This is a genomic window from Bacillus sp. SORGH_AS_0510 (assembly GCF_030818775.1).
Lineage (GTDB): Bacteria > Bacillota > Bacilli > Bacillales > Cytobacillaceae > Neobacillus.
In genome coordinates this window covers 3749096-3763918 of sequence record NZ_JAUTAU010000001.1, presented here as the reverse complement: position 1 = coordinate 3763918, position 14823 = coordinate 3749096, and the positions used below count along the sequence as shown (strand labels likewise).

Sequence of the window (14823 nt, the reverse complement as noted above, 5' to 3'; positions counted from 1 at the left end):
CGAGGTGAATCACAGTGGCGGGGCAAAAACCATATGATCCTTACGAATATCTGCATAAGTTCAGCTTAATGTGGGAAAAGCAAATCAATGATTTTATCTATCAGTGGACAGATAATAAGGAATTTGTGAAAATATCGCATTTGGGAACAGAAATCCATTCCCGATACTTGGAAGCTTTTAAAAAAAATCAAGAGGCATTGGCTAGTGTATTGAATTTACCTACCAAGAACGATGTGACCAATGTAGCAACTTTAACACTACAAACGGAAGAAAAAATAGAAGCGTTAGAAGAACAAATTTGGGGCATTCAAGATAGTATTAAATCTCAAAGTAAGGAAATTGAAAGTGTTGTTGATGTTTCCAAGGAGATTATTAAACTAACAAAGCAACTAAAAACAGAATTGGTTAAAACGAAGAAAGAACTTGCGGATACAAAGGATTTACATGTTGAACTTCAGGAAATGAAATTCGAACTGATGAAATTAAATAGCTTGAAGGAAGAATTTGAAGCATTAAAACACCTTATTGAAAAAGAGAAAAAAGCAGAGCCTATGTTAACTGGAGCTGGAACGAATATTTAATAGGAGGGAGGCAATATAATGGCGACTGAGGCACCATTCAAAGGGATACTCCCTACTTTTGATGTTGATAAAGAAATGAAGCGGTGGGAGCACTTATTCAAGGTATTTAGTCAACCGGAACCAGAAGTCGGTCATACTCCAAGGGACGAAGTATGGAGAAAGAATAAATCGGTACTATGGTATTATCCAGCGAAACAGAAAAAATATGAAACTCCCTTGTTTTTTGTCTATTCGCTGTTTAATAAACCATATATTTTAGACATTGCCCCAAAGACAAGTGTGATAGAAGGATTAATTAACATGGGTTATGATGTTTACCTTTTAGACTGGGGAACACCTGGATATGAAGATAAAAAGATGGGGCTTGATACGTATATTGAAAAATATTTAAGGACAGCTGTAAGACGTGCACTTCGCCATTCTGAGGCAGATGAGATTACACTGATTGGTTACTGTTTGGGTGGTACCATTGCCTCCATGTATGCAGCAATCGCAGAAGAACCGATTAAAAATTTGATTGTGGCCACTGTACCAATAGACTTCAAACCATTTATTGGACCTGAAAAATGGGCAGAAGGCATGAGAAACGGTGATATTAACATCGACCGCTTTATCGATGTGTACGGGCTCATTTCACCTGACTTAGTCACGGGTATGTTTAGAGCAATAGGAGCACCTGTTTATTTTACCAATTATACCATGCTGTTAAGTCGAGCCTACGACAGCCGTTATGTAGAAAAGTGGCGCCGCATGAACAAATGGACACTGGACCAGGTTCCGTTTGCTGGTGAGGCCTATAGACAATTAGCCAATGATCTCTTTAAAGAGAACAAACTGGTCAAAGGTGAATTGATGCTTGGGAATAAAAAAGTGGACCTTAAGAATATCAAGGCAAACCTATTTGTCATATCAGGTTCAAGAGATAATTTAATTTTAGAAGAACAAAGTAAACCGATTATGGAATTAGTTTCGAGTGAGGATAAAACCTATGTTTGTGTGGAGGCAGGTCATGTTAGCCTTGCATTGTCAGGCTTATTTGCGGGAATTGTGGATCAATGGGCATCCCACCGTTCAAATGCTATCCCCAACAGCCAGTCATAAAATCGGGTACAAGAACATATAAACTTTCTATAGGCTAGTGGGAAAGGAAGTCTCCTTCCCCCTAGCTTGCCTTTTTATGTTTAATTAAAAAGGTTCGAAGCACTTGGTTAAATGCATCCTTAGCCTCTAGTTTGGCGATATGTCCAGTATTCCTGAAGATAACGAACTCAGAATGAGGAATTTGTTTATGCATTAATAATTGGACCCAAACCGGAATTACGGAATCATATTGTCCACCAATGATTAAGGTCGGGACCTTGATTTTTGGCAGTAAGCTTAAGTTATTCACTTTAAGACAGGCTTCCATGGATTTGAAGTAGAATTCTTTGTTCGGTTGATAAAATTGATAAAAGGTGTCAAAGTTTTCTTTCGTCCATGAATAGAGGCAAACCTTTGCGGCTGTTTCTCTTAGCACATCTGGCGATTTATTTTCTACACGAGCTTGACGGAACTTTAAAAAAAGCTTTCCTAATCGTTTGGGAGCATAATGAAAAGTACTTACAAGCATTAAGGAGCGGCACATATCGGGGGCTTGCCGATACATTTCCTGAGCGACCATTCCGCCCATTGATAAACCACAAATGTGCGCGCTTTCAATTCCGAGCTCTTTTAACAAAAGGATAATATCTTGAGCAAAGTTATAAATGGAAATCTCTCCTGGTGATTGATACTCACCGTGTCCACGAAGATCTGGAATAATTAGTTCATACTGATCGGCAAATTCAAATTGGTTTGACCAACCCTCCTTTACCTCTCCTAGACCATGAATAAATACTAATGGTTCACCCACACCAAACCGCAAATAAGGAATTTTGGAACAATGGTGTAATACTTCGCCCAATTTTGATTCCTCCTAATGTTTTTATAAACATATGTTGCCAAGATTTGTTAGGTGTAAACATTTATAATATTCCGACTAATTATATATATATAATTAGTTGTTATATTATTACCTGTATATGTAAAATACATAGAATATACAAGCTATTGAGTTTCGTGCTTTTGAGTTATAATGAATAAAAAGTAATAATGAAATTGAGGTCTTATTTATGATTAAAAGGTATATGACATTTGAAAAAAATAATGGAATTGCTCCATACCTATGGACTGTTCTTGGCATATTACCTTTTTATTTTATTTTTCAATCTCCATCCACCATTGAAATTGTGGTGGGGATCTTATTAACCCTGGTATTTTTTATTCTCTACCGGATTGCTTTTATTTCAAAGGGCTGGCCGGTTTATCTTTGGACTTTAATCTTAATTGGTATTTCAATTACTGCGACTAATCTATTCAGCTACGTGTACTTTGCATTTTTCCTTGCTTATTTTATAGGAAACATTAAAGACCGGGTTGCCTTTTTGACACTATATTTTATTCATTTGATTAGTACCTCGGCATCCATTAACTACAGCATTGTCATGCAAGAGAAATTATTTCTTCAGCAATTACCGTTTGTTATCATTATTTGGATAAGTGTCATTCTTCTTCCATTTAGTCTTTATAATAAGAAGGAAAGAGGTCAGCTCGAAGAAAAGCTGGAGGATGCCAATAAACGAATTTCAGAATTGGTTAAATTGGAGGAACGTCAACGGATTGCCAGAGACCTTCATGACACACTTGGACAAAAACTGTCTTTAATTGGTTTGAAAACGGATCTAGCCCGAAAATTAATTTCTAAGGATCCGGAACAGGCTAGGGTGGAATTGAAGGACGTTCAGCAAACAGCGCGTACGGCATTAAGTGAAGTAAGGAAGATGGTATCTTCCATGCGTGGTATTCGCATAAAAGACGAGATCCTTCGGGTCAAACAAATACTTAAGGCAGCTGAAATCAACTTTATCGCAAATGGAGAATTCTCTTTATCGAATGTCTCGCTGTTAACTGAAAACATCTTAAGTATGTGTTTAAAAGAGGCTGTAAATAATGTGGTCAAACACAGTGGGGCTAAGAATTGTATAATTTCGATTGATCAATCGTGGAAGGAAACGGTACTAAAAATTTGCGATGATGGTACTTTTAAAAGTGATACTGAAAAATTAGCAGAAGGTCATGGTTTAATTGGAATGAAAGAACGTTTGGAATTTATTAATGGCAATCTGGACCTTTTAACAAAAGAAGGAACTACATTAATTATTAGAGTACCAAATGATGTGAAGCAAGCCGTTGAGAAGGAGGAGCGCAAATGATTAAAATTGTAATCGCCGAAGATCAACAAATGCTGTTAGGTGCATTTGGTTCACTGCTTAATTTAGAAGAGGATATGGAAGTAGTCGGAAAGGCTTCGAATGGGGAAGAAGCTGTCACGCTTGTAAAAAAACTAAAGCCGGATGTCTGTATTATGGACATTGAAATGCCTGGGAAAACCGGTTTAGAAGCAGCGGAAGAGTTAAAAGGTGTTGGCTGTAAAGTAATCATATTAACGACCTTTGCCAGAACTGGGTATTTTCAACGCGCACTAAAGGCTGGGGTGAGTGGCTACTTGTTGAAGGATAGTCCGAGTGAGGAATTGGCTAGTTCCATCCGTAGTGTTATGGCTGGCAGACGTATTTACGCTCCTGAATTAATGGATGATGTGTACGGGGAGGAAAATCCATTAACGGACAGAGAAAGGGAAGTGTTAGAGCTCGTTGCGGATGGAAAAAATACGAAAGAAATTGCAGAAGAGCTCAGTATTAAAACAGGAACAGTTCGAAACTATATCTCCATTATCTTAGATAAATTAGAAGTAAAGAATCGCATTGAAGCAATTACTCAGTCCAAAGAAAAGGGCTGGTTTAAATAAGGAACATGGCCAGTGTAGAAACCGTGCATCTGGCTTTTTTTCTATTGTTTTGGCTGTTTTCTTAAACAATGTTGTTATGGAAGAAAAGCGGAAGTTTATTCATTTAGAGACATAGCTACACTACGAAAAAGCTGGCTAATTGAATTGCCATCTTAGAAGAGTAACCAATAAACGGAGAATTTCCGGTTATTTTGCAAAAGTGAGCTTATTTTGATATAGATTAGCGGAGTTTTTCCGGTTATTCAAAGAAAAGTGACCAATTTTTGCGTTTTAAAATCAAATAAGCGGAATTCCTCCGTCTATTTTTAGAATGATCTTTAAAAAAGTATCGGAAAGCAATAATGTTTTAAAAAAGAGCCTTTGTTCTTTTACTGGCAGCTAGCCGTTTCAATGGTCAGCTGCCGGTTGGAATTTTTCTAAAAATCCTTTGATATATTCAAATACTTCAAATGGCCGCTCCTCTGGCAGCGCATGACCCGTTTCTTTTAATACGACTAACTCAGAGTTCACTAAATCCTTGTTTAATTTTTCTCCGACTTTTAGCGGCATGGAGTTATCGTGGTCACCCCAAAGCAGTAAGCATGGAGTTTTTATTTGTTTAAGAGCCTCAGGTGGCAAGTCTCCTTCACGGTCACGAATCATCCTTGTCAGTGCGATGAAGATTTCATCTTGTAAAAATGGTTGAAGATAACCATTGATCATCTCATCATTGATGATGGAGTGGTTATAGAGTGCCTCCTGCAGGTTTTTCTTCACACCCGTTCTTGCGAACCAATACTTTACAAAAAGGTGGAAGTAGGGAATGTAGCTTGTCAGAACTAAAGGCAACTTTGAACGTTTAAGATAGGCTGAGCTGCAAAGAAGTATAGCTTTGTCAGCGAGATCAGGCATCATATGAAGGATATTCAGCACAATCTGCCCCCCCATTGAATGGCCAATAAAGGTCATCTTTTTTAATCCTAATGATTCCGTTAAATTAATTACAGTTTGTGCAAGGTTTTTATAGGAATACACATAACGGTTACACTTTGCACTTTTTCCAAATGGGGGAAGATCAATCGATAACACTTGATATTCCTTTTTTAGTAACGAAATGAGGTGGCGAAACGTAAAGGTGGAAGAAAGAAAACCATGCAATAAAACAAAAGTACGCTCGGATTTTGGATTCGGATAAAACTCATAATAAACATCGATGTTATTGACCGGATGATAGCCAGTTAAGGCGGTTTGTTCCATACATATTTTCCTCCTATTCCTTCAAAAGTTAGTTGAAGTTACTATTCCCTAATTTTTTTCCGTTCACACCAAAAAATCCTAACAAATATAATGAACCTAAAATTTTTTAAATTTTCCAAAATAAAGTGTTTGAATTTTTAGAAAACTCCTTGTATAATGAAAAAAAGCTCAAGGAGTTGATTTCCATGGAAAAGAAATTACTAAATTCACCACAACATTCGGATGAGAACGCAGATGCTGTAGTTGCTGAGATGTTTCTAAACAATGTCCTGCTTGAATTCAAAAAGGAGAAAATCCGAAAGGAAATCGACCAAACGTTAATAGAAGGAAACAAGGAACTATTCATGAAACTTACTGAAGAATTAAAGAAGATTTCTTAGAACACTTACTAATGAATCTAATCAGTTAAAGAAAGCCCTATCCAAAATGGATGGGGCTTCTTGTCCGTTTGATCTGGATGAAAAATTTAGGTGTCAGGTACCACTCTTTGTGTGGTGCCTGACACCCTTTTCAAGTATGATGAAAAAAGAGAAAAGTATAGGAGTGAATTGGTTGAAGAAGCTTCATTTATATAGTAAAAAAATTCCTTACACCTATTCAAGGTTTTTTAAACAGTACCGTGCACTTGCTGAAAATTATACACATCATGTGCTTCTCGAGAGTGGTCGCGGCGGAAGATACAGCATTGCTGCATTTCAACCTGAGACCATTTTCAAAGGGAAAAATCATGAGCTCGAAATTCAAAATGAAAGCGGTCACCAAAAGTTGGAAGGGAACCCCCTTCACTTACTCAAGGAATGGATGAACCAGTATCAGGTTGATAAAATAGAAGGGCTCCCTAGCTTCCTTGGAGGAGCAATTGGGTACATCAGCTACGATTATGCTCGTTATATAGAACAACTTCCTAGTATAGCAAAAGACGACCTTGGCATTCCGGAAATCTACTTTTTCATTGTTAAGGAGTGGTTTGTGTTTGACCATCAGGAAAACCTGCTGTGGACTTTCCTCTTGGCAGAAAATGATGAAGGAACAGATCAACGATTAGGATACTGGGAAAAACGCTGGCTTGAGGAAATACCTTCTGTACCAAATGCTCGAGAAACTGTAAAGGATTTAAATCAGTTGCAGGTTTCGATGACCGAAGAGGAGTTTCAACAGGCAGTTAGGAAAGTTCAACACTATATTTCACAAGGGGATGTATTCCAGGTTAATCTGGCGGTGCGTCAATCAAAACCGATGGGAGTACAAGCGATTGACGTGTATGAACAATTAAGGACCTTGAATCCATCACCGTATATGGGGTATATGCATACACCAAAATTTCAGCTTGTCAGTGGATCACCAGAACTTCTTGTGAAAAAAGATGGATTAGAAGTAAGTACAAGGCCCATCGCAGGGACGCGTTCAAGAGGGAAGGACCATGAAGAAGATATTGCACTCGCTAACGAATTAATTGAAAACGAAAAAGAGCGAGCAGAGCACGTTATGCTTGTGGATTTAGAACGAAATGACCTTGGCAGAGTTTGCAGATACGGAACGGTTGAGGTCAATGAATTTATGACTATAGAAAAATACTCTCATGTGATGCATATTGTTTCCAATGTGAGAGGGGAATTGGCTGAAGAAAAGTCGTGCTTTGATATTATTGACGCGGTCTTCCCTGGCGGAACGATAACTGGTGCTCCGAAAGTGCGAACGATGGAGATCATCGAAGAGTTGGAGCCCGTTCAACGGGGTGTATATACTGGATCACTTGGCTGGATTGATTTTAGTGGCGACTTAGAATTAAATATTATTATCCGAACCATGCTTGTGAAGGATGGGATGGCACATGTGCAAGCAGGTGCAGGCATTGTCATCGATTCGAATCCTAAACATGAATATAAAGAATCTATGAAAAAAGCAGCGGCTTTATGGAAAGCAAAAGAAATGGCGGAGGAGTAAGCAACGATGATTTTTATGATTGATAATTATGATTCCTTTACCTTTAACTTAGTTCAGTACCTGGGTGAACTTGGGGAAGAATTAGTTGTAAAACGCAACAATCAAACCTCAATCGATGAGATCGAGAAGCTGCACCCTGAATTTTTAATGGTTTCTCCAGGGCCGTGTAGTCCGAATGAAGCGGGAATCAGTTTGGAGGCAATCAGATTTTTCGCTGGTAAAATTCCGATTTTTGGCGTTTGTCTAGGTCAACAAGCAATTGCTCAAGCTTTTGGTGGACAAGTAGTCCAGGCAGAGAGGCTTATGCATGGAAAAACATCTGAGATGTACCACGATGGGAAGACGATGTTTCAAGGGTTGCCGAATCCTTTTCCAGCCACACGCTATCACTCGTTAATTGTAAAAAGAGAAACGTTGCCGGATTGCTTTGAAATCTCCGCTTGGACGAAAGAAGGGGAAATCATGGCGATTCGCCATAAGGACCTTCCGATTGAGGGCGTACAGTTCCATCCAGAATCCATCATGACGACCTGTGGGAAAGAGTTGTTGCAAAACTTCGTTGATCACTACAAACATACTGCTATTCTTAAGGAAAACTAACATGTTGATCTACTTAAACGGCCATTTTATCAATAAAGAAGATGCGAAGATTTCTCCATTTGATCATGGTTTTTTATATGGCATCGGTTTATTTGAAACGTTCCGGGTGTATGACGGGCATCCATTTTTACTAGATGACCATCTAGAGCGGCTGAATCAGGGATTAGCAGAAATTTTGATACAGCAGCAATATACACGGAAAGAAATCAATAATATTTTGCAGGAATTATTAGAAAAAAACCAGCTGACAAATGCTTACATTCGCCTAAATGTCTCTGCCGGATTAGGCGAAGTGGGATTACAGGTAGAACCTTACCTCCAGCCGAATATGATTATTTTTCCTAAGCCATTACCACCTTCAGGGGGATTAATTGAAAAAAAGGCAGTACTGTTGAAAGTAAAGCGGAACAGCCCTGAAGGGAATCAACGTTTAAAGTCCCATCATTATTTAAATAATGTATTGGCAAAAAGAGAAATTGGCGATTTTCCAGATGTAGAAGGAATTTTTCTAAGTGAGCAAGGATATTTAGCTGAAGGCATTGTTTCTAATCTTTTTTGGATTAAAGGAAATGTCTTATATTCACCTTCTTTACATACCGGCATCTTAAATGGAATTACCCGCCAGTTTGTCATTAAATTAGGCTGGAAAAATAATTTGCAGATTCGAGAGGGGCATTATTCAGTTGAGGAAGCACTAGAAGCTGATGAAATGTTTGTCACTAATTCCATTCAAGAAATCGTCCCAATTACATCTTTTGAAGGACGCAACTATCCTGGTAAAGAGGGTTCGTGGGTTCAGCAGTTCCATCAGGATTATCGCCAATATAGTAAGAATCTTTGGTCCAGACACTCAGTAGGGAGGGTGTAGTTTGAAGGAACGAATACTTGAAGAAATTAAAAGACTGGAAGAGCAGCATGATATAAAAATCTGCTATGTAGTAGAATCAGGCAGCAGGGCATGGGGATTTCCATCCAAGGATAGTGATTATGATGTCCGGTTTATTTATGTGCATAGACAAGAGTGGTATTTAAGTATTGATGAAAAGCGTGATGTGATCGAATTGCCCATCAATGACCTCCTCGATATGAACGGCTGGGAATTACGAAAAGCTCTCAAGCTTTTTAGAAAATCCAATCCGCCATTAATGGAGTGGCTGCATTCTGGTATTGTCTACTATCAAGCGTTTTCCCTTGTAGATAAAATGAAGGTAATCCAAGAGAAGGTTTTCCTGCCGCAGTCTGCACTTTATCATTATTTAAACATGGCGAAGGGCAATTATCGTGATTACCTACAAGGAGAGCAAGTAAAAATTAAGAAATATTTTTATGTCCTACGACCAATACTGGCTTGCATGTGGATTGAAAAATATAACTCTGTGCCGCCTATCCTGTTCCTGAATTTGGTCGAAGATTTAATTGAAGAAGGGGAGCTTAAACACCAAGTCCTCATATTATTAAATAGAAAAATGAGTGGGGAGGAGTTGAGCCTCGAACAAAAGCTTCCAGTAATTAACGATTTTATTGAGAAAGAAATTTTTCGGTTGGAAGAATATACTAAATCATTAAAAGGTTCGAAAGATAATATAACCCCATTATTAGACGAGTTATTCAGAGAAGTGCTAGAGGAAGTATGGAAATGAACTAGGTAGAAACCGCTTGGACATCAAGCGGTTTTTTTGTGCATGGAAAATTTCCCGGGACAAAAAAACAGGAAATGTGACAATTTTTTTACATTTTCTGTTTACATATGAGGAAACCCTTGGTAAGATAAAAACGTATTCAAAAATTGAATGTATAAAATATAAATGAATTCATAAATTGAAGAAAGGGGTGATCGTGTGAGTACACCAGTTGCAAAACTAAACCAGAGTAAGAGTTTAATAGAAAAAAAGGAAAGAAGGAAAACCTTCTCTTTTGCTCCCTTCCTGTTTATACTACCAGCCATTGTTCCATTGATAATCTTCTGGGTTTACCCAATGGGAAAATCCTTGCTTATAAGTTTTACAAATTGGGACTATGTAAGCCCCGATTATGAATTTGTTGGCATTAGTAATTATACAGACCTATTAACCGATCCAACCTTTTACTCCGTTCTCTTAAATACATTTGTGTTTTCAATGGGAGTTGTCATTCCCTGTGTTGCAGGAGGCTTATTGCTGGCTTTGTTAGTAAGTGGAAAGAGTAAGGGCATGGGGATTTATCGAACATTAATATTTTCACCATGGGTAACTCCCACTGTCGCCGTTTCCATTGTATGGTCATGGATTTATGAACCGAAAGTAGGATTTGCCAATTGGGTCCTTAACATACTTCACCTTCCAGGTCTAGATTGGACTTCCAGCTCAACTTGGGCTATGCCAGCTGTAATCATCGTTAGCATTTGGAAAGGGATAGGTTGGACAATGATTTTTTACTTAAATGCATTGAAAAAGGTTCCTGTTAGTCTTTATGAAGCGGCTTCATTAGATGGAGCAAGTAAATGGCGTCGATTTGTACATATTACGGTTCCAATCATTTCACCAACAACCCTATTCCTAGTAGTCATTACCTCAATTGACGCACTCCAGGCTTATGACCAAATTCAAGTGCTAACTCAAGGAGGTCCAGCTGGAAGTACTCGAACCATGCTTTATTTCTATTACCAAACAGCGTTTGAGGAATTTAACATGGGTAAGGCAACCGCAACGGCCATTCTTTTAGTGTTGATTACTGCGGTATTTTCGTTCATACAGTTTCTATTATCCAAACGTTGGGTGCATTACCAATAAAAGAAAGGGGGGCTAGTGAGTTGAAAAAAGTACCTATTTTACTAGCAAGGCATGTAGTTTTGATCTTCATTAGCATCATGATGGTATTTCCTTTCTTATGGATGGTGGTAAGTGCGCTAAAAACGAAGGATGAAATTTGGCAGTTTCCACCCACTTTATGGCCGGAGAAGCCAATGTGGAATCACTTTGCTGAAGCATGGTCCATGGCACCATTTAATCAATATATTTTCAATAGTGTCTTTACCGCAACGATGATTATCCTTATCCAAATCGTTAATTCAGCAATGATTGCCTATGCATTTACACAATTGCGTTTTAAAGGAAGAAATCTATTGTTTTCCATTATTTTGATTACCTATATGCTGCCGGTAGCGGCTACATATGTACCAAGTTACGTCATTTTAGCTGATTTTAATTTACTAGATACGTATAAAGGACTTATTTTATCGAATGCGTGTAGTGTTTTTGGGATTTTTCTGTTCAGGCAGGCATTCCTCCAGGTTCCAAAGGAACTAATTGAGGCGGCAAGGGTAGATGGAGCAACACACTGGACTATTATTTGGAAGATTATATTTCCAACGACGAAAGCAACGTTCATTACCTTTGCGCTAATCAGTTTTGTCCAAAACTATAATAATTATCTATGGCCAACATTAATTACAACAAGTGAAAGCAAGATGTTAATTACTACAGGGCTAAGGCAATTTTTTATTCAAGAAGGTGCATATGGAATTCAATGGCCACTGATCATGGCTGCAAGTACCTTTGCTGTCTTGCCGCTGCTGATTTTATTTATATTCGTTCAAAAGTGGATTATCTCTGGCATTAGCGATCAGGGGTTAAAAGGATAAAAAGGGGAGAAAAAGATGTTTACAAGAAAGATTGGAATATTTAGTTTGATTGTCTTATTACTAGTCTCGATGATTTCTGGCTGTTCTTCAGAGAAGTCATCTGCTAATGGACCAGTAGAAATTGAGTTTTGGTATGGATTAGGTGGTAAGCTTGGTGAGAATGTTGAAAAAAGAATTAAAGCATTTAATGCCAGCCAAAACGAAGTAAAGGTTAAGGGTGTAGCACAAGGTTCATATGATGAAACCCTACAAAAGCTACAAGCAGCTATTGCAGCTAAAAAGGTTCCAGCTGCCATTCTTTTGAAAAACGATCCAATGAATGCGTTTGCGAAAAAAGGGACACTAGCGCCTCTAACAAAATACATAAAAGAGGATGCTGACTTCCATCCAGAAGATTTTGTAGATGCTTTTTATCAACAAGGAACAATTAATGGAGAGCAGTATGCATTACCACTTTATGGAACAACACAAGTTCTTTATTATCGTAAGGACATGTTTGAAAAGGCTGGTATTGCTCCTGAACAATTAAAGACATGGGAATCATTTGCAGAAGTAACAAAACAATTAACAAAGAAAAGTGGAGATAAGACAGAGGTCTATGGTTGGGCACCAATGTGGGGACCAGATAACATGATCGATGCAGCACTTAGTAATGGTGCAAAATATTTAAGTGAAGATGGTAAAAAGGTGTTAGTCGATTCTCCAGAATGGGTAAAAGCATGGGAGTTTTTCAGAAAAGGAATCCAAGAGGATAAGACGATGACAATCCATCATGATGGTCAGGGCTGGGAATATTGGTATAAGACAATCGATGATGCAATGCAAGGGCGTGCTGCAGGTTACACGGGTTCAAGTGGTGACCAGGGAGATTTAGATTTCTCTATTTTAGCAGCATATCCACAGCCGGGATGGGAAGGTCATGAAGCAGCTCCACATGCAGGTGCACAGATGGGTGCCATTCCTGCTCTAGCATCTGAGAAAGAAAAGAAAGCAGCATTTAAATGGTTAAAATTCTTCACAAATGCTGAAAACACTGCAGATTGGTCAATTAATTCTGGGTATATTCCAGTGAGAAAATCAGCACAGGATGTTCCCGCATACAAAGAGTTTGCTGAGAAGAATCCACAAATCAATGTTCCTTTACAACAGGCACAAATCGCTACTCCACCATTTGTTGATCCAACTGGCGGTAAAATTTACGATGCATTAGTAAAGGCAGCAGATAAAGTGGAAATTGAAGGTGTTTCTGCAGAAGAAGCATTAAAGGATGCTCAAAAAGAGGCACAAAGAGCATTAGATAAAGTATTGAAAAAATAAAGAGGAGGATTGACGTTGACTGCTTCGTACTCAACAAAGATTGACGGTGTGTTACAGGCACCGTCTTTCTCTTTACCGCTTGAACTAGAGTTTGATTATGACTGGCTTGAATTAACTATTTCTTTTTCCGTTAAAGGGTGGTATTCAATTTTACTATGGGATCCTGAGCAAAAGTTGAGGGCCCAATTGCTTGTGATGAATGAACCTAAGACTATATTAATCTCTCAATCTTCTAAGTATACAAGCTTTGGAGCGGTATCTGGTAAACTTGGCACCGGAACTTGGACGCTAGAAATTCTTAGTCCTCCGTCTTCTGAAAATCGCCAATATACGGTTGATTATGTAGGCGGTTTTGGTCAAAAGGATGGAAATAATGTGGAAGGTTCTACTTGGTCGAAGGACGGAATGGCTAAGGGTTTTCTCTTAACCGATTATCAAATAGATCAGGTGTTCAATACAGAAACACGATGGTATAAAGGGGATTTTCATACACATACAACGGAATCAGATGGAAAGATGACACCTAAAAATGGGATGGTGCAAGCTAGAAAAATGAATTTAGATTTCTTTGTAGCTACCGACCATAATATTCTGCCGACAAAATGGCTTGATGATGAAATCATGGTGATTCCAGGTGTGGAAATTACTTCTTCGAAAGGACACTTTAATGCCCTCGGTCTAACCAAATGGGTTGATTGGCGTCCGTCTTGTGCAGATGGCGGTATGGAGACAGAAGAAGGCATGAACCGAATTATCCATGAGGTCAAGGCAACTGAGGCCATTGTCAGCATAAATCATCCGATGCTTAAGCCTTGGGAGTGGCAGTATCGTCAGACTTTGTTAGCTGATATAGATGTAATCGAAATCTGGAATGACCCAACCTACAAGGATAACCCGGAAGCGACAGAACAGGCACTCTTATTGTGGAATACATTATGGAATGATGGGTATCGGATGTATGGGATAGGTGGTTCCGATTCTCATTTACTGCCTACTGAGTCGTATGAAGAAGGGGGACCTCCATCTGTCATTGGGGACCCTGCAACTTTCGTTTATTGTGAAGGCCTGACAGCCAGGTCTGTATTAAATGGAGTAAAAAGGGGCAGAGCTTATGTATCAAGAGGCCCAGAATTTATAATTAATATTATTGTAGATGGAATCTCTTATCTGCCGGGGAGTAATTTATCAGATTGCTTTGGTGACAAGGAAGAGGTCGAGGTTTGGTACGAGATTTTGCTCATGAAAACCCCAGTAAATGCGAGCCTTCATTGGATTAAAGATGGTCAATCGGTAAAAGATATCAAGATTGCTGAAGGAAAAATTATTCAAAACCAATTTACTCTAAAGAAATCAGAAGTAAACTGGATTCGCTTTGAAATTCGCTCTGAGGATGGGGAATTACTCAGTTTGGTAAATCCGATCTTCAACGGTGAAAAAACACCAACACTATCCACATGGGGAGACCTACTAGATACAGTGGATTTTTCATAGTACATTACAAACTTTAAGAGATATTGACTGATGAAAGACAAAATTGAGTTGATTGAGCAGGAAAATGTCCTTCATCAGGTGGATGAAAGACAAAATTGCATTGATTGAACAAGAAAATGTCCTTCATCATTATTTTAATGGTTTTCATT

Annotated in this window: 15 protein-coding genes; 13 read left to right on the top strand and 2 right to left on the bottom strand. The window is 38.5% G+C overall.

The annotated features are described in order from the left end of the window. The first annotated feature begins 14 nt into the window (after nucleotides 1-14). Nucleotides 15-581: a polyhydroxyalkanoate biosynthesis repressor PhaR gene (locus QE429_RS19220; protein WP_307289310.1), complete on the top strand. Its 567-nt coding sequence runs from the start codon at nucleotides 15-17 to the stop codon at nucleotides 579-581. A gap of 18 nt (nucleotides 582-599) precedes the next feature. Next, nucleotides 600-1682, top strand: coding sequence for an alpha/beta fold hydrolase (locus QE429_RS19215; protein ID WP_307289309.1), 1083 nt, complete (start codon nucleotides 600-602; stop codon nucleotides 1680-1682). A 61-nt stretch (nucleotides 1683-1743) separates the two neighbouring features. Here QE429_RS19215 and QE429_RS19210 read toward each other — a convergent pair whose 3' ends face one another. Continuing rightward, on the bottom strand, nucleotides 1744-2523 hold the full coding sequence (locus tag QE429_RS19210) for an alpha/beta fold hydrolase (RefSeq protein WP_307289307.1): 780 nt from the start codon (nucleotides 2521-2523) through the stop codon (nucleotides 1744-1746). Between the two features lie 208 nt (nucleotides 2524-2731). Here QE429_RS19210 and QE429_RS19205 point away from each other — a divergent pair, with 208 nt between their 5' ends. Together QE429_RS19205 and QE429_RS19200 are read left to right on the top strand one after the other, a co-directional pair. Beyond that, nucleotides 2732-3871, top strand: coding sequence for a sensor histidine kinase (locus QE429_RS19205; protein ID WP_307289305.1), 1140 nt, complete (start codon nucleotides 2732-2734; stop codon nucleotides 3869-3871). Further along, complete coding sequence (locus QE429_RS19200; protein WP_307289303.1) at nucleotides 3868-4467, top strand: response regulator transcription factor; 600 nt, start codon at nucleotides 3868-3870, stop codon at nucleotides 4465-4467. The genes QE429_RS19205 and QE429_RS19200 overlap by 4 nt, the downstream gene beginning before the upstream one ends. A 387-nt stretch (nucleotides 4468-4854) precedes the next feature. Here the strand turns inward: QE429_RS19200 and QE429_RS19195 are convergent, their stop codons facing one another. Beyond that, nucleotides 4855-5703, bottom strand: a complete 849-nt coding sequence (locus QE429_RS19195; RefSeq protein ID WP_307289302.1) for an alpha/beta fold hydrolase — start codon at nucleotides 5701-5703, stop codon at nucleotides 4855-4857. A 185-nt stretch (nucleotides 5704-5888) separates the two neighbouring features. On the opposite strand from QE429_RS19195, the gene QE429_RS19190 reads away from it, so the two are divergent. The 9 genes from QE429_RS19190 (at nucleotide 5889) to QE429_RS19150 (ending at nucleotide 14674) form a co-directional block, all read left to right on the top strand. Further along, complete coding sequence (locus QE429_RS19190) at nucleotides 5889-6083, top strand: IDEAL domain-containing protein (RefSeq protein WP_307289300.1); 195 nt, start codon at nucleotides 5889-5891, stop codon at nucleotides 6081-6083. Nucleotides 6084-6255: 172 nt separating this feature from the next. Then, nucleotides 6256-7647 carry an aminodeoxychorismate synthase, component I gene (gene pabB, locus QE429_RS19185; RefSeq protein WP_307289298.1) on the top strand — a complete coding sequence of 464 codons (1392 nt, stop codon included), beginning with the start codon at nucleotides 6256-6258 and terminating at the stop codon, nucleotides 7645-7647. Nucleotides 7648-7653: 6 nt separating this feature from the next. Further along, the gene (gene pabA / locus QE429_RS19180) at nucleotides 7654-8247 is read left to right on the top strand and encodes an aminodeoxychorismate/anthranilate synthase component II (protein ID WP_307289296.1); all 594 of its coding nucleotides are present in this window, start codon (nucleotides 7654-7656) and stop codon (nucleotides 8245-8247) included. 1 nt (nucleotide 8248) lies between these two features. Beyond that, nucleotides 8249-9115: an aminodeoxychorismate lyase gene (gene pabC / locus QE429_RS19175; protein ID WP_307289294.1), complete on the top strand. Its 867-nt coding sequence runs from the start codon at nucleotides 8249-8251 to the stop codon at nucleotides 9113-9115. Nucleotide 9116: 1 nt separating this feature from the next. Continuing rightward, nucleotides 9117-9887, top strand: coding sequence for a nucleotidyltransferase domain-containing protein (locus tag QE429_RS19170; RefSeq protein WP_307289293.1), 771 nt, complete (start codon nucleotides 9117-9119; stop codon nucleotides 9885-9887). 240 nt (nucleotides 9888-10127) lie between these two features. Then, nucleotides 10128-11015 carry a carbohydrate ABC transporter permease gene (locus tag QE429_RS19165; RefSeq protein WP_307290890.1) on the top strand — a complete coding sequence of 296 codons (888 nt, stop codon included), beginning with the start codon at nucleotides 10128-10130 and terminating at the stop codon, nucleotides 11013-11015. 20 nt (nucleotides 11016-11035) lie between these two features. Then, on the top strand, nucleotides 11036-11866 hold the full coding sequence (locus QE429_RS19160) for a carbohydrate ABC transporter permease (protein ID WP_307289291.1): 831 nt from the start codon (nucleotides 11036-11038) through the stop codon (nucleotides 11864-11866). Nucleotides 11867-11881: 15 nt separating this feature from the next. After that, on the top strand, nucleotides 11882-13183 hold the full coding sequence (locus QE429_RS19155) for an ABC transporter substrate-binding protein (RefSeq protein WP_307289289.1): 1302 nt from the start codon (nucleotides 11882-11884) through the stop codon (nucleotides 13181-13183). A gap of 15 nt (nucleotides 13184-13198) precedes the next feature. Then, nucleotides 13199-14674 carry a CehA/McbA family metallohydrolase gene (locus QE429_RS19150; protein ID WP_307289287.1) on the top strand — a complete coding sequence of 492 codons (1476 nt, stop codon included), beginning with the start codon at nucleotides 13199-13201 and terminating at the stop codon, nucleotides 14672-14674. Nucleotides 14675-14823 lie beyond the last annotated feature (149 nt).